The 15,192-nt window shown below is 63.7% G+C and carries 11 protein-coding genes; 3 read left to right on the top strand and 8 right to left on the bottom strand.

The window, feature by feature from the left end:
- Window positions 1-9 precede the first annotated feature (9 nt).
- The 7 genes from AC1DZU_RS21955 to rocF all read right to left on the bottom strand — a co-directional run bounded on the left by AC1DZU_RS21955 (window position 10) and on the right by rocF (window position 12,048).
- Window positions 10-2,055, bottom strand: a complete 2,046-nt coding sequence (locus tag AC1DZU_RS21955; protein WP_477288270.1) for a hypothetical protein — start codon at window positions 2,053-2,055, stop codon at window positions 10-12.
- Window positions 2,052-3,392, bottom strand: a complete 1,341-nt coding sequence (locus tag AC1DZU_RS21960) for a hypothetical protein (RefSeq protein WP_477288271.1) — start codon at window positions 3,390-3,392, stop codon at window positions 2,052-2,054. Before AC1DZU_RS21960 ends, AC1DZU_RS21955 begins: the two co-directional genes overlap by 4 nt.
- Entirely contained in the window at window positions 3,389-7,237 is a 3,849-nt protein-coding gene (locus AC1DZU_RS21965; RefSeq protein WP_477288273.1) for a coiled-coil domain-containing protein, read from the bottom strand. Before AC1DZU_RS21965 ends, AC1DZU_RS21960 begins: the two co-directional genes overlap by 4 nt.
- The gene (locus AC1DZU_RS21970) at window positions 7,234-8,562 is read right to left on the bottom strand and encodes a hypothetical protein (RefSeq protein ID WP_477288275.1); all 1,329 of its coding nucleotides are present in this window, start codon (window positions 8,560-8,562) and stop codon (window positions 7,234-7,236) included. The genes AC1DZU_RS21965 and AC1DZU_RS21970 overlap by 4 nt, the downstream gene beginning before the upstream one ends.
- Window positions 8,559-9,689: a hypothetical protein gene (locus AC1DZU_RS21975; protein WP_477288277.1), complete on the bottom strand. Its 1,131-nt coding sequence runs from the start codon at window positions 9,687-9,689 to the stop codon at window positions 8,559-8,561. The genes AC1DZU_RS21970 and AC1DZU_RS21975 overlap by 4 nt, the downstream gene beginning before the upstream one ends.
- Window positions 9,690-10,057: 368 nt before the next feature.
- Window positions 10,058-11,113 carry an ornithine cyclodeaminase gene (locus tag AC1DZU_RS21980; protein ID WP_477288279.1) on the bottom strand — a complete coding sequence of 352 codons (1,056 nt, stop codon included), beginning with the start codon at window positions 11,111-11,113 and terminating at the stop codon, window positions 10,058-10,060.
- A gap of 2 nt (window positions 11,114-11,115) precedes the next feature.
- A complete protein-coding gene (gene rocF / locus AC1DZU_RS21985; RefSeq protein ID WP_477288281.1) occupies window positions 11,116-12,048 on the bottom strand; it encodes an arginase in 933 nt (310 codons plus the stop codon).
- Window positions 12,049-12,180: 132 nt separating this feature from the next.
- On the opposite strand from rocF, the gene AC1DZU_RS21990 reads away from it, so the two are divergent.
- The 3 genes from AC1DZU_RS21990 to AC1DZU_RS22000 all read left to right on the top strand — a co-directional run bounded on the left by AC1DZU_RS21990 (window position 12,181) and on the right by AC1DZU_RS22000 (window position 14,342).
- A complete protein-coding gene (locus tag AC1DZU_RS21990; RefSeq protein WP_095197976.1) occupies window positions 12,181-12,621 on the top strand; it encodes an Lrp/AsnC family transcriptional regulator in 441 nt (146 codons plus the stop codon).
- A 261-nt stretch (window positions 12,622-12,882) separates the two neighbouring features.
- Entirely contained in the window at window positions 12,883-13,605 is a 723-nt protein-coding gene (locus AC1DZU_RS21995; protein WP_477288283.1) for a glutathione binding-like protein, read from the top strand.
- Window positions 13,606-13,646: 41 nt separating this feature from the next.
- Window positions 13,647-14,342: an SDR family NAD(P)-dependent oxidoreductase gene (locus tag AC1DZU_RS22000; protein ID WP_477288285.1), complete on the top strand. Its 696-nt coding sequence runs from the start codon at window positions 13,647-13,649 to the stop codon at window positions 14,340-14,342.
- A gap of 41 nt (window positions 14,343-14,383) precedes the next feature.
- On the opposite strand, the gene AC1DZU_RS22005 is transcribed toward AC1DZU_RS22000, so the two are convergent.
- Window positions 14,384-15,184: an SDR family oxidoreductase gene (locus tag AC1DZU_RS22005; RefSeq protein ID WP_477225656.1), complete on the bottom strand. Its 801-nt coding sequence runs from the start codon at window positions 15,182-15,184 to the stop codon at window positions 14,384-14,386.
- Between the last annotated feature and the right edge of the window lie 8 nt (window positions 15,185-15,192).

Raw genomic sequence — 15,192 nt, forward strand, 5'->3', positions numbered from 1 at the left:
CCTTCCGCTTTATTCGACAAGGCTGAAGCGGCCCGGCCCGCAGGCCCGGCTGGTATTGTCGTGTGCGATGTCGTTGCCCGGCAGCAGGAAACTGACGCTGGAGGCGCTGTCGGCGAAACTGACCGCGCAGCGGAAGCCGGACACCGTCGAGGTGGTGAAATTCGCCGACGAACCGCGCTCGAGCTGGATGGCGGAGCCGACTGCAAGGCCTGCTGCCGTCGGCGCGAGCCCGTCCGAGCGGCCCGCCACGACCGCCCCGCGCAGCACCAGCGGATTGGCTGCGGCGATGTCGGTGAAGTCCATCCGCATCAGGCTGTCGGAGGTGAGCACCGCGCCGAAACGCGCGCGCACAAGGGTTGAGCGGACCGGCGCTTGGGCAGAGATCAGCAGCCGTGCCCGAACGCCCTGGATGGCCAGCATGTCCGCTTCGACCCTGAGCCCGCGCGCATAAAGGTCGGCCAGGCACAGCGACGCGCCGCGCGCCATCGGTGACAGTCCATCCGCCACGGTGCCGATGGTCACATCGTCGAGCGCGACCGCGCCGTTTTGCGCGATCACGGCGACGACCTCGTCGGTCGTTTGATCGGCCGCCCGCGCCAGGTCGATCCGCTCGAGTTCGAGCCGAGGCAACCCGTCCGCGACGATGATCACCCCGGTCGCGGACAGGATGCATGACGACGTGCCGGCCGGCACCCGGTTGGCGGTGCCGACGAGCCGCGTGCGGGCGACGCCGGGGGCCGGCGCCATATGCACGGTCTTGAACGGCAATCCCTTCAGGATCAGCGTCTGCGGCGTCTTGACCGATGCGGGCAGTTCGAGCCTGAGATTCGCCCGCCCGGCGCAATCGCCCTCGGAGGAGAATTGCGCCAGCGTCAGCGTACCGCCATCATTGACGCGGCGAACGCACGTATCGCTGGCCGATCCCCGACAGTCGAAGCTGGTACCCGGCGGCGGAGCGGCGGTCAGCGCGCGATCCGTCTCGCCCATCCAGTCGCCAATGCCGGGGGCGGAGAGGCCGAGCGCCGATGTTAGAAGTGGGCAACCGGTGAAGGACAGTGTCCGGCCTTCCGCGAAGGTCCAGTCCAGCCGCGCGTTGCCGAGGGGGTCGAGCGAGGTGATGGACAGGCCAGCGGACAGCGGCGACAGGCCGAGGTCGATGCCAGGCTGCGCGAAGGCCGCGTGCTCGCGCTGATAGCCATCGCAGTTCGACAGACACAGGTCGACGAAGGGCGCCGAACGAAGCGCCGCTACCGCGTCGGCGCCGAGCAAGGTTACCGCCTCGGCCTCGTCGATGCCGAAGAACGCCCGCAGCTTCGTCTCCGCAGCTTCGGCCGCGGCCGCATCGGCGATGATGTCGCGCGTCGCCTTGCCGTCGAGGCGCGCAATCGGCAGGTAGGAGGGCCGAGCGCCTTCGCCCGGCGGCGTGTAACGCACGACATAGACCGTGTCGCCGATGCTTTCGGCGCTAAGGAAGGTTTCGAACCGGTGCAGGCTCCAGCGGGCGACGCTGGCCGCCGCTATGTCCGATGGACCGCCGAGATCGCCGCGCCCGCAATCGAGTACGAACGGTGTCCCGACATCGGGCGGCGCGGCAAAACCCTGGAGCACGCCGGGCAGTTGCAGCCGCTCGCGGATGGCAAGTGCCGCCTTGATCTCGGCACAGGCGGTGGGCACGACGAAATAGCCGGAGCCCGAGGGGGAAGGCAGATAGTAGTTGCCGGATGCCTCGACATCGGCCCAGATAGCTGTCGTCGCCGGCCAGTCGATATTGAATGCCGTCCCGGGGCATGGCAGCCGCGGCTGCGTCCCAAAACTGTTTTCAGTTTGAAGCTTGGCGAGCGTCGCCTCCGAGACAAGCGCGGTGTCAGGCAGGTGCAGCAACCTTTTCGCCTGGCCCGGGCTGGAGCAGCCGGCGAGTTCCACTGCCTTGCCGTCGAAAAGCGCGACATAGACGTCGTGGTTCTGGTCGGTGACGAAAGCGGCAAGCTGCGGCTCGGCGCGGGCCACTGACGTGCCCGCGAGAACCAGGGTGAGCAACACGACCGCCTGTCTCATCTCAATTCGCTCAAGCAGCTTGCGGCGCGGGCGGGGTCCATATTGACCTCGGTCATCAACGGATCGAGGCCGGCTGACTGGCACAGCGCCTTGACCGTGATCGAATGCGGCCCTTGGAAGTCGACCGTAAGAGTTCCATTGGTGATCTGCCCGTTCTGGCCGACGCACAGCGGGTTGTTGGCAAGCGCCGGCCGACGGCAGGTCCGGATGACGTCGGCCATCGCCCGGCGGTTGGTCAGTTCGCAGAAATAGATGCGGCAGAAGGCGGCGACCGCGGCGCGGTTCTCGGCGTCGGCATTGATGATGCGCTTGATGTCGCCGACCAGCGCGCTCGCCTTGGCCTCGAAGGCGAGGCCGTCGACGCGCGTCTTCTCGCCCGCGATCTCGCCCGATCGTTCGGTGATCTTCGGCATCAGGTTGATGTTTTCCGAGGTTATGAACAGCCCGCCCTTCCACCGGTCGAACTCGTCGAGGATCGAGGTCGCCCTCAGGATCGCCTCGCGGTAGGCGTTGTAGATCGGCCCCATCTTGGTGTCGCGCGCCGCCTCGTAGACCTGGTTCAATGCGGCGTATTCCTTGTTCACTGTGTCGGCGCCCGCCTTGATGTCATCGATGCCGGCGCGCGAACTCTGCACCAGGCCCTCGGCTCGTTTCAGCTTGCGGGAAAACATCGCCGTGATCGGGCTCTCGACGCTGGCGAAGTAGCTCTCGATCACTTTGCCGGCAGCCCCGTCGGCGAAGGCATCGATCTCGGTGTCGGACAGATTGGAGATCAGGCCGCACTGGGCATCGAAATCGGCGCTCAAGGGCCCGGCCTGGCAGGCGCTCATCTCGGCCAGCCTCTGGTCGAGCGTTCGGTTCGAAGCGAGCCCGTCGGCATATTCGAACAGCGCATGGTTCCATTCGATCGCGTTCAGGTCAGCCTGGCTGTGCCGCCGGTCGCGGCAGAAGAGCGTCTGCTCCATCCGGTTCTGGTTGCCGGAAGCGCGGTAGGCGTCGAGGTGACGTGTCGCCTCGGCGCAGGTCGCCAAGCCTGAAATCAGCCCGGCGAGTTGCTGGTGGACGGGCGGCAGTCCGCGTGTCTGCGCCTCCCGCATCAGGTTGGCCGCACGTTCGCTGTCGCTCGGACTGCGGGCCGGGCGGTGGAAGACGCAGAGGCCTTGCTCGAAGGTCTTCAGCGTGCCGTCCGGAATGGCCGGCCCCTCGCAGTTGGGAGCGTCGAGAACGCGCGATTCGATCGTATAGCCGGCGAGATTGTCGACGAAGAGGTCGCGCGCGGCTGCTCCAGTCGTGCTGAGCGCCAGACCGAGCGCTGCTATGGCGACGACGGCTCTCATGGGGCGCTCGCGAAGATGAAATAGAGGGTGAACACGGCACCGTCGAACGGGCAGTCGCTCGGCTGCAGCGACAGCCGGTACGAGCCGATCAGCGGCGCGCCGAGATAAGGCAGGATCAGGCTGGTGTCGTTCGACGGTCCGGGCGCGCGCGGGAATTTGCGCGCCTGGTAGCGATCCTGCACCCAGTAGCGGATGATCCGGCTGATCTCGTCGCCACTGTCGGCCTGGTTGAAGAAGGTCTGCAACGCGACACGCTCGGGCCCGACCGAAATGTCTGCGCGGACCTCGCTTGATCCCTTGGTCAGCGGCTTGAAGACGAAACCGCTGCCGCGGTGTTGCAGGGCGAAGCGGTTCCACTGCGCCCCCGTGCACTGGTAGTCGGTGCCGGCGAAGACATCGATCAGGGTCAGGTTCTTGCGCTCGCGGAATTTGTTGGGCGCCCACAGCGCGAAATAGCCGTTTGCCTTCATCAGCGCGTCAGTCGACGCGAAAGGGGAAACCTCGAACTCGACATTCTCGTCGAGCGCCAGCTTGCGGGCGAAACCTGAATTGGCGGGCACGACGATCTGGGCGACATCGATATTGATCTGCCGCTCGTCGAAGAAGCGCTTGGCAACGATGTCGTCGATCATCGCCTGGAGCTGGGTTGCGTTGCGCACATAGACCGCGGGCACTGTCGCCGCGTCGCCGGTGAAGGCCTGCACCACTTCAAAGCGGCGGCGCATCAGGTGCATCAGCCGGTTGGCGGTCTCGAGCACGCGCCGCTTGGTCACCAGATATTCGGGAATGCCCTTCATCAGGTCGGCGATGGTGTCCTGGGTCGCGATGAACAGATTCTTGCGCGTCGCCGGATCGTCGATCTGGGTGACGAGCTTGGTCATGTCCTCCTGCTGCTTTGTCACCTCGGCCTGAACGTTGCTCTGGAACTTCAGGATGCTGTCCTGCAGCGCGCGGCTCTTCAGGCCAAGGTCCTTGGCCTGGTTCAGGCCCGCGACGAGTTCCTCGGTGTTGCCGCGCGACTGCGTGATGCGCTGCTCGACGAAGGCGAGTTCGGCATCGTTCAGTGCCAGCATCTTGTCCTTCTGCCGGTCGCGCAGTTCGTTGATCAGGTTGGTCGAGGCGTTTGATTCCTCGGCGAGGCCTGTCACGGTCGTCTGCGCGGCGCGGACGCGGTCGATGCGGCCGTTGGTTGCCGCGACCAGTTCGGCGACACGTGCATTGTCCTGGTTGAGCTGGGCTTCCGACAGGGACAGCTTGTCGAGTTCGAGATTGAGGATCGCGATCTCGTTGGTCAGCCGGTCGATCGTGCGCTGCTGGTCAGTGATCTGGAAACTCAGCATGTCGTTCTCGCGCGCCTGAAGATCGAGCCCGGCGAGTATGCGTTCATGGTCGGACTTGAGCCGCGCCACTTGCTCGTCGATGCTGAGATCCTGGCTCTGGCAGTCAACCGCCGCCATCGAGCCCTGCAGCGTCAGTTCCTTGATCTCCTCGGCCCCTTGCGCCAGCCGGCCGGCGAGTTGGAAGTGCGTGTCGATCAGCGCCCGGGCCTTGAGCGCCTTGTCGAGGTCGAGTTGCCCGATCGCCTGGCGCAACTGCGTGAGGCGCTGTTTCATGCTATTGATTTCGTTGATGTTCGCCTGAGTGATCTGGCCGGTGGAGATGATCGTCGACAGGATCGATTGGGCCGCTTCCAAGGCCGCCCTGACCGGTTTCGAAACGTCGGTCTTCGTACCGGCGCCGCTGGCCAGGCCGCAGGCGCAGACGATGATTTCGGGGACCGCCGCGGCGGCCGAGTAGGCGGCATGCACTGAAGTCAGGATGACCTGCGCGGCTTGTGTGGTGCCGTTGAACGCGACGAACCAGGCGATCACTTCCGACAACTGGCCGTCGACCTGGTCACGCGCTTCCTCAAGGTCCGCCTTCCTCTTCGCATAGAGGTCCCGCTCGGCTTCGTAGAGTTTCTTGGCGAAGTCCGTTTCTGTCTGGGAAAAAGAACCGCAATCGACGTTCGCAAGTTCCTGCGGCAGCGAAATGTTCGATGTGATCATCTGCTGGTCGGCGATCAGCGGCTCGACATCGGCGAAGTCGGCGCTGCCGATGACGCACTTCATCAGGAACGCTTTAGCTTGTGTCTGCGAGTTCAAGAGCTGGGCCCTGAGGCCCGACTGTCCGTCCGGGCCGCACATCTGGGCAACGTATTGGTTGCGCGTGAAGGCCGGCGTCACGGTCTGGCATGCCTGTTCGCCCGCGAGCAGCGGCGTGAACGGATGGTCGGCCGTATCTCCGATCAGGGCGAGCTGGTTCTCGATGCCGCAAAGCTGCTCGCGGTCGACCGCCCGGCGGCGCTGATAGAGATCAGTCTGGCGCAGTTGCAGTTCTGTGATTGCGTCATTGGCGCGGGCAATCGCACTCTGGTTGTTGGTGATCTGCGTTTGAAGGATCTGCCGCTGGCGAACCGCCTGTTCGAGCTGGTTGGCGTTGCGCTCGGTCTGGCGGGCATATTCGGTGATCTGGCTTTCAAGCGAGGAAATCTGCAGATCGAGGTTCATCTGCGTCATTTCCCAGTTCAGTAGCCAGCGCAGTTCGTTGCGGCGCTCGACTTCGGCCTCCTTGGAGAGGACGATGAGGTCGAGTTCCTGCCTGTCGTTGATCTGACGGCGCTGGTTCTCGAACTCGGCGATCTTGGTGCCGAGCTCGATCTCCAGCGACCTGATCTGCTGGCGATAGCCGAATGTGTCCTTCTCGGCGTCGACCGCGTTGATCTCTTGCTGGACGGTGGTGGCGAAGGTCTGAGCTTCGTGCTCCAGCTTGCCGATCTTGTGGGCGATCAGGTTGACTTCCTGGCTGCGGATCGTCCGCTCCTCGTCGAGCGCGCGCGTCGCTTCGCCTTCCTTGTTGGCGTACCACCGCTCGACCAGCGCCTCGACATTGCGCTCGACCTCGGTCAACCGCTGCTCGCTCTCGGTCAAGGCCTCCTGCAGTTCCTCGAACGGGATCGTCGTGAACTGCATCGGGTCGATGTTGAGGAACAGGAAGCCCTTGCGCACGCTGTCCATGCGCGCATCGAGGTCGCTCTGCTGCAGCAGCAGGTCGGCGCGCAGGTCGTCGTAAGTGGACTCGCCCGGAATATCCATCTGCGTCTCGACCAGCACCCACATGGCGGCCTCGTAATTGGTGTAGGCCTTGGAGAGGTTGGGTTGGCTGTCGAGGCCAGCGCCTCCGACGGCGCCCAGCGTATCGTTGACCAGGAAGTCGAGCGCCTTGACGCGTGCCTCCGAGACGGTCTGGTACCAGACGTCGCCGGTGTTCATCAGCAGCTGGATCTTCAACGAGGACAGGGCCGTCAGCTGCCGCACGAAGGTGCGGTAGCTCGCATCTGCTCCCGCCGCGGTGCCTTGGTCACCGCCTTGTTGTCGGGCGAGAATGCGAAGGCCTCGGTCGACGATCTCGATGCCTTGCCGGCCGAATTCCTGCGCCGCTTGCGGCGAGACGGGCGTGTCGTTGCGGCTGACGCCGCTCGCCGACGACAGGAAGGGCATGTCGGCGGCGAGGAACAGGCGATAGCGTCCAAGTTGCAGGTGGCAGTCGAAATCGCACACGATCGCCAGCCGTCCGGTCGCCTCGTCGCCGCAAGTCGTCAGCAACTGTTCGAGTTCGGTGGCGACCTCGCCCATGTATTTCACGTCGGCGCGGAAATTGGCGATCTTGAGCAGCGTCGTCAGCTGGCCGGCATGGCCGGCCGCCGCGTCGACGTCGAGCGCCATGCAGTCCTGCCCGCGCGCCATTCCCGCAGCGCCGAAAACGATGCTGGCGACCAGTCCGCAAAGCAGGATGAACCGTCTCATGGCTGCCCCGTCGACAGAAAGACCTCGGAAATCTGGCGAACGTGCCGGGCAAGTTCGGCCATCTGCGCCTTGGAAAGCGATGGATTCTGGAACCGCCCGACCACCGCCCGGGCATGGTTGATGCAGTCCTCGTAGGGGCCGTTGATCGTCGCGGTCAGCGCGCCAGTGTCGAGCGTGAGGTCGAGCCTCGAATACGCTCCGGCCAGTCCTGCGCAGGAAGAAAGCTCGGCGGTGATCGCCGGATCGTCGACGACATGCGCGAGGCCGGACAGAGCCGTCATGACGCCTTCTATCTGGCCGACGATCTGCGTCATCCTTGCCTTGCCGTCTTCGAACTCCTTCAGCGATTCCGGCTGGTTGAGGCTGGAGAGGTCGACGGCCTGCAGCGTGGCGATCGTCTCGGCTGCTTTCAGCTGATCCTCCTTGACGAGGACCATGTTGGCCTGCGCGTTGCCGAGCACACGCTCCAGCTCCATCACCTCGGCCGACTTGATCGACACGTCCATCTCGTTGACCAGTGACTGGTATTCGGTCGAAGCGGCGTTCATCAGGTTGAGCGTGTCGTCGACCTTCGTCCTGACCGCCTTGACGATTTGCGCGCGCACCCGCGTCTCGATCAGGCCAGTCGTCTCGGCCCGCCCGCGTACCGGCTTGACCGAACAGACCAGTTTCGCCAGCGCGTCCGAGCCGAGCCGAGCACGCACTGCCTCGACGATCGGGAACAGCGGACGCCAGGCCGCGGGCAGTGCATCCAGGCTGGCGCCCGACAAAGGCCCGGCATTGATCTCGTTCATCCGCGTCAGGTGCCGGCATTTCTCCGGCAGGTCGGCCCCGGAGAAGTAAAGCCGCCCTGTAATCAGATAGGCTTCGACGGCGGCGGCGTATTGTCGGCCGACGAGCGCGGCGAGCTCATCGGCGCTGTCGGTCGAGATCGGGGCGAAGAAGCGGTAGCGGCTGAGGTAGATTTCTGACCAAGCGAGCCTTCGCATCAGCACCGAGGCGTCATCGGCCGAAAGCGGGATGACCGGGAAACCGACGCTACGGCTGCCGCCAGAGGCCCCTGACGCCTCACCGACCACCTCGCCGGTGAAGGGCAAGCCGAAATCGGGCTGCGTCGCCTCGTGGCTCGGTTCGACGGCGGCGGGACCGGGGGCGAGCAGGCTGAACCGGGTGGCGTCGGGCGTTGCGTTCGAGAGCGTGGCGTTCCAGAAACCGTCGAGTTTCTCGGATGTGTAGGCGCGCTCCAGGATCGATGCGGCGCTGGCCGCGCCGGCCAGGACGCAACTGACAATCACGGACAACGCGATGGCTCGGAAGCTTGTCATCGGCAGTACCACACCCTGTCGGCAGCGCCCGCCTGGGCGCAGATGCCGGTGGCCGCGCCGTGCGCCTTCCAGTCCGCCTTTACCTTGGCGAGATCGTTGAATGCGCCTTGGGCAGCGTTGTCGGCATGAACCTCGGCGTCCAGCCGCCAGAAGGGCTTTGCCGGATCGGTCGGCAGCAGCACCCCGATCATGTTGATGTGGAAGGCGGAGACCTTGAGAAAATCCTCCGCGCTGGCGACCGTGTTGCGATTGAGATTGGCGTATTGCTCCGGCGTGACGTTGCCGAGCGCCCGCTTGAATTCTCCCTCCGACACTTCCACCGAGCGCAGCATCTGCGTCGTCTTCGCGGCCAGGCCGTCGAGGATCGAGGTGTTGGCGACCAGCGTCGCGCCCGCCCCGGTCACCGGTCCGAAGATATCAGCGAAAATGACGCGGATCGCCTTCAGGTGCGTTTCGGCCGACTTGATCTCGACGCGGCGCAGTGCGATCCCCGTTTCGAGATCGGACGCCCGACTGACGAAGCTTCTCAGCGCCAATTGCAGCGTTTCGAACGACGAACGAGCTTCCGGCGGCGGCTGCAGGAACACCGAGCGTGCATAGCGTACGGCCTCGCTACGGGCGATGTCTTCGACGGTGGCGCGTGTCAGCGCCGATTCCGGGCAGCCGGTGATGTCGCCGAGGTCGGTCAGCATCTGCGCAGCATGATAGATTTGATCCATCTGGCGCATGGTGCCGAACGAGCCGCTGGTGGTGAACTCGGCCTCGACGCCGGACAGGTAGTCGGTCAGGTATTCGCGCGCGAACTTCACCATCTCGCACTGCACGCCGGCAGCGCGTTCGCGAATGTGGCGGCCATAGAACGATGCGCCGACGAAGTATTTCTGGTCGGGCGTCGGTTCGAACCGCTCGACGAAGAGCGACTGGATAACGGTATCATATTCACCGCACGCATAGGTGCGCTCGAGGCATGCGGAGTCGGTCTGCAGGTCGCACTGTGACAGCGCCTGGCCGCACATTTGCTGAGCTGCGGCAAGATTAATTCCTTCGCCGTAGACAAGAAGCGCTGCCAAGATGATCGCTGGATTGAAGACGTGTCTCTTCAGCAAGACGAGCAAAAGAAAATGCACGAAAGCCCCCCGGCCGCCGAAGGGGCAGCCTCATCGCTCTTTACAGGCAATATCTTTGCAAGATCAATTTTGTATTGAATCGTTACAGCGAGGATCCACCACAAAAAGCGTGGCTAACTCAAAGTCAACTTCGCCGAATAACGCATTTATAGAATGTAAACTAAAACGGATTGGCGACCAATGCACCTGGTTTTTGGCTTCCGTAACGGAAATTTGTGCCAAAGTATCGACGCGGTTAACGGATCGTAAAGAATTGTCTTTCGCACCTTCGATCCAGTTTCCTGAACGTCTAAACTTCTGTTCAAACGTAAAAGGAAATCCGGCTCGGCTGGCAAGGCAGGGACCTGCTGTTCTCGGGGCGAGCCTCGTTATGCTGCCGGCTGCATGGCCGCTCTTAGCAGCATGCCGAACAGATCTCGCGGTTCGTCCGGATCGGCGAGCAGGTCGAGTTCCTCATAGAGGCCAGTCGCCTGCAGCTGGTCACGCACATAGCGCAGCGCGGAAAAATCCTCGATCGCGAAGCCGACGGAATCGAACAGGGTGATCTGCTTGGCGTCTCGGCGGCCTTGCGCCTTGGCGGCAATCACCTGCCAGAGCTCGGTCACCGGATGGTCGGGATCCAGCTGCTGGATCTCGCCCTCGATGCGTGTCTGGGGCGGGAATTCGACGAAGATGTCGGAGCGCAGCAGGATGTCCCTATGCAGTTCGGTCTTGCCGGGGCAGTCGCCGCCGACAGCGTTGATGTGGACGCCGGAGCCGACCATGTTGTCGGTGAGAATGGTGGCGCACTGCTTGTCGGCGGTAACGGTCGTGATGATCCCGGCACCTTCGACCGCTTCCTGCCCGGTTTCGCAGATGGTGATGTCAAAACCCATGCCAGCCAGGTTCTTGGCGCATTTGCGCGAGGCGGACCGGTCGATGTCGTACAGCCTCAGCCGATCGACGCCGGTCAGCGCCTTGAAGGCGATCGCCTGGAATTCCGATTGCGCGCCATTGCCGATGATGGCCATCGTGCGCGAGCCGCTCGGTGCCAGATACTTGGCCGCGACAGCGGACGTGGCGGCGGTGCGCAGTGCGGTCAGGATGGTCATTTCGGTGAGCAGCATCGGATAGCCGCTCCCGACATCGGCGAGCACGCCGAAGGCGGTGACCGTCTGCAAGCCCTGGCGCATGTTCTTCGGATGGCCGTTGACATATTTGAAGCCATAGAGGCGACCGTCGCTTGTCGGCATCAGCTCGATGACGCCGTCATGGCTGTGCGAGGCGATGCGCGGCGTCTTGTCGAACAGGTCCCAGCGACGGAAGTCTTCCTCGATGTAGCCAGCGAGTTCGGTCAGGAAGCGCTCGACACCGATGACATTCACCAGCTTCATCATGCGGTCGACGCTGACGAAGGGGACGATGTTCAGCTTTGCCGTGGTCATGATCAAAAGCTCCCGGAATGGCTGCGGGTCGGCCGGTCCATGATACGGCGGCCCATCAGGCTCGCGGTCAGGTCGACCATCAGCGTCGCGGTGCGGCCACGCTCGTCCAGAAAGGGATTCAGTTCGACCAGGTCCAGGCTGGAGACGAGGCCGCTATCTGACAGCATCTCCATCACCAGATGCGCCTCACGGAACGTCGCGCCTCCGGGAACCGTGGTGCCGACTGCGGGCGCGATCGACGGGTCGAGGAAGTCAACGTCGAGACTGACATGCAGCAGCCCGTTTTCATCAGACACCCGCGCCAGGAAGGCGCGCAGCAGCGGCGCGATGCCATGCTCGTCGATGGCGCGCATGTCGTGCACGGTCACGCCCGCCTGGTTGAGCGCGCTGCGCTCGGCCGGGTCGACACTGCGCAGGCCCATCGTGCAGATACGCTTGGGATCGACCGCTGCCGGTAGATCCGGAAAATAGCCGTGGAAACCCGGCTGGCCGCTGGCGTAAGCGAGCGGAACACCGTGCAGATTACCGCTGGCGGTGGTGTCGAGCGTGTGGAAGTCCGGATGCGCGTCGAGCCACAGCACGAACAGCGGCCGCCCGGTCTCACCGGCACGGCGGGCGAGGCCCGACACGGTCCCTGCCGAGATCGAATGGTCGCCGCCGAGAAAGATCGGCATCGCATCCTCGCTCGCCGCGTAGGCGGCCGCGGCAATGGCGGATGTCCAGGCCGATATTTCGGGCAAGGCCTTCAGCGCCAGATTGCCATGCGAAATGCGCCTCGCCGGCATCGCCTGTACGGCGCCCATATCCTCGACAGCGTGGCCGAGGCCGGACAGCACTTCAACAAGTCCGGCGGTCCTGAGCGCACTCGGCCCCATTTCGCAGCCCATTCTGCCGGCGCCGTCCTGCACCGGTGCCCCGACGATTTTGCAACGCATTGTTTTTCCCACGGCCAAGTTCGAATGCCGTGAGAGAACCATGGCGAGCCGGCGATATGAACAGGCAGAATTGGCAATTCGAAATGCATTGTTTATCGTATTGGCAGCAGAACTGGTCAAAATGGTAAGCTGATGGATACGCTGGACGAACGGCTCGTAACCTTGCTGCGGCATGACGCGCGGCGCAGCGTGTCGGATCTGGCTATCGATCTCGGCGTCTCACGCGCCACGGTCAGGGCGCGTATGGAGCGGCTGGAACGGTCCGGCGACATCATCGGCTACACGGTGGTGCTGCGCGCCGACGCCGTCGATCAGCGCATCCGCGGTATCATGCTCATCGAGATCGAGGGCCATGCCGCCGACCGCGTGGTCCGGGCGCTGGGCGGCTTCCCGGAAGTCTCGACCATCCACACCACCAATGGCCGGTGGGATCTGGTGGTCGAACTCGGGACGGCATCACTGACTGATTTCGATGCTGTGCTACGGCGCATCCGATTGATTGCCGGCATAACGGGCAGCGAAACGAGCCTGCTCCTGGCCACGCCGCGCACGACGCGAGCACGACTAACGTAAGCAAATTGTCCATTATCCAGCATCAGGCTGACGGTGTTTATTCCGGCTTAGGCGGCGCTGGTGCCGTAGCTGCTCGCGGGCCACGGTCAAGCGCGTCCTGACGCTTGCTCAGCCTCCGTCCTCATACAGACAATTTTTCCTCAAAATCGTGCATCCGTAGATCGTCGCTTCGTGAACCGGATCTCGATTTCGTCTAGCTTGCCTATGAGCGAATGGCGCGAAGCTGATGCCGCTTCCCCAACAGCGCAGGCAGGACGCAGCATGATCGATCTCTATTACTGGCCGACGCCCAACGGCAAGAAAATTTCGATCTTCCTGGAGGAGACAGGCACGCCTTACACATTGAAGCCCGTGGACATCTCACATGGCGACCAGTTCACGCCTGAATACCTAAAGCTCAATCCCAACCACCGCATGCCGGCCATCGTCGATAACGAACCGAAAGACGGCGGCGCGCCCGTCGGCGTGTTCGAGTCCGGCGCGATCCTGTTCTATCTTGCGGAGAAGACCGGCAAGCTCTGGCCGCAGGACCTGCGCACCAAGTACGATGTCGCGCAATGGGTGATATGGCAGATGGCCAACCAGGGGCCGAAGCTGGGAGAAGCGGGTCATTTCCGCAGGCTGGGCGACAGGGAAGGCGACCAGTCGTATGCGGTGCGCCGCTTCACCGACGAAGCAAACCGGCTCTACGGCGTCCTCAATATGCGACTTCGCGATCGCCGCTACCTTGCAGGTGAAGACTTCACCATCGCCGATATCATCAGCTATCCCTGGACCGTCAACTGGCAGGCACAGGGCCAGGACATCAATGAGTTCAGGCATTTCAAACGCTGGTTCGAGGAGGTCGGCGCGCGCCCGGGCGTGCAGCGCGGCCTTGCGGTGGGCGCGGACTTGTCAACCGACCAGAGCAAGCTTACGCCGGAGGAACAGGCCCACATCCGCAAGATCCTTTACAACCAGCGAGCTATTCATCTGCCTGACTGAGGGCTTATCCCCATCACAAAGGCGCAACGCCGGAGAAAACCATGACAAGCAAAGTTGCCGTTATCGCAGGCGTGGGATACGGCCTTGGCGCCTCGTTGGCGAGGGTATTCAGCCGCCAAGGATTCAAGCTGGTGCTGGCGGCGCGCAATGTTGCGAAGCTCGAGGCGCTTGCCACCGAGACCGGGGCCGAGGTGATCTCAACCGACGTGTCGGACCCGGCGTCGGTGGAAAACCTGTTCCGTGCGGTGGATGGCATCGGCCCGCTCTCGCTGGCGATCTTCAATGCGGCCGGCCGCGTGCGCGGCGGCATTGCCGATCTCGATCCGGAGGAGGTGAAAAAAGCACTGCTCGTGGGTGCCTATGGCGGCTTTCTGTTCGGTCAGCAAGCAGCACGTCGGTTGCAGGCCGCAGGCGCCGGATCGATCCTGTTCACGGGAGCCACGGCCAGCGTCAAGGGCTTTGCCAATTCTGCCGGTTTCGCAATGCCGAAGTTTGGCCTGCGTGGGCTGGCGCAGTCGATGGCGCGCGAGCTTGCGCCAAAGAACATCCACGTGGCGCATTTCGTCATCGATGGCGGCATAGCATCCAGCGACCCGGTGCGGTCGCCGGACTCGACCCAGCCCGACCGTTGGCTTTCGCCGGACGCGATCGCCGAAGCCTATCTCGCGATCCATCAGCAGCATCGAAGCGCCTGGACGTGGGAGATCGAATTGCGGCCTTGGGTGGAGAATTTTTGATGCACAAGTAGCCGACCGCAACAGCCGCCGGCCGTTGCCGGCTAATAGTGTATCGGCCCCTTGACCCCGCCGCCGCAGGCGATCGCGTCGCCGTTGATGGCAACGCTTCGCGGCGAAGCGAGGAATGCAACGACGTCGGCGATCTCGGCCATATCGACGAGGCGACCGATCGTGACATTGGCGGCAAGACGCTGTTCGATCTCCTCGGGCGAAACGCCTGCCGAAGCCGCGCGGGCGGCGACCAGGGGAGCGGTCTTTTCGGTGCGGGTGAGGCCAGGATGGACCACCGTCACGTTGATCCCCTTCGGGCCCAATTCGTCGGCGAGATTCTTGGTCAGGGCAGAGACGGCAACATTGCGGATCGAGCCGATGATCGAGCCAGTCTGGCGAGCCGCGAGGCCGCTTATGTTGATAATTCGGCCCCAGCCCGCGGCAGCCATGTGAGGAGCAGCCTCGCGCGCCATGCGAAGATAGCCCATCACTTTGACGTTCACGTCATCCCAGAACAGGTCGTCGGTGATCTCGGCCAGTTTCGGCGGCGGTGCCTGTCCGCCCGGCTTGGCCGCGGCGTTGACCAGAATGTCGAGGCCGCCGAGCGCCGCGACCGTTGCGGCCACCAGCGCTCTGACCGAGCTGTCGTCCTGCGTGTCGACGGTCAGTCCGACGATCTTGCGTCCGGTCTCTGCAGCCAGTTCGCGCGCGGCAATGTCCACATCGGCAACGTTGCGTGCGGCGATGACGAGATCGACGCCTTCCAGGGCCAATTGCCGGGCGATGGCACGACCAATTCCCTTGCTGCCGCCGGTGACCAGGGCGCGTTTTCCGTCCAGTTGCAGATCCATGGCCTACT

Source organism: Mesorhizobium sp. P2_A12 (genome assembly GCF_056405075.1).

Bases quoted from the DNA above. Each gene is read 5' to 3' on its own strand.
- AC1DZU_RS21955 (WP_477288270.1), bottom strand. From the start codon at position 2,055: ATGAGACAGGCGGTCGTGTTGCTCACCCTGGTTCTCGCGGGCACGTCA.
- AC1DZU_RS21960 (WP_477288271.1), bottom strand. From the start codon at position 3,392: ATGAGAGCCGTCGTCGCCATAGCAGCGCTCGGTCTGGCGCTCAGCACG.
- AC1DZU_RS21965 (WP_477288273.1), bottom strand. From the start codon at position 7,237: ATGAGACGGTTCATCCTGCTTTGCGGACTGGTCGCCAGCATCGTTTTC.
- AC1DZU_RS21970 (WP_477288275.1), bottom strand. From the start codon at position 8,562: ATGACAAGCTTCCGAGCCATCGCGTTGTCCGTGATTGTCAGTTGCGTC.
- AC1DZU_RS21980 (WP_477288279.1), bottom strand. From the start codon at position 11,113: ATGACCACGGCAAAGCTGAACATCGTCCCCTTCGTCAGCGTCGACCGC.
- rocF (WP_477288281.1), bottom strand. From the start codon at position 12,048: ATGCGTTGCAAAATCGTCGGGGCACCGGTGCAGGACGGCGCCGGCAGA.
- AC1DZU_RS21990 (WP_095197976.1), top strand. From the start codon at position 12,181: ATGGATACGCTGGACGAACGGCTCGTAACCTTGCTGCGGCATGACGCG.
- AC1DZU_RS21995 (WP_477288283.1), top strand. From the start codon at position 12,883: ATGATCGATCTCTATTACTGGCCGACGCCCAACGGCAAGAAAATTTCG.
- AC1DZU_RS22000 (WP_477288285.1), top strand. From the start codon at position 13,647: ATGACAAGCAAAGTTGCCGTTATCGCAGGCGTGGGATACGGCCTTGGC.
- AC1DZU_RS22005 (WP_477225656.1), bottom strand. From the start codon at position 15,184: ATGGATCTGCAACTGGACGGAAAACGCGCCCTGGTCACCGGCGGCAGC.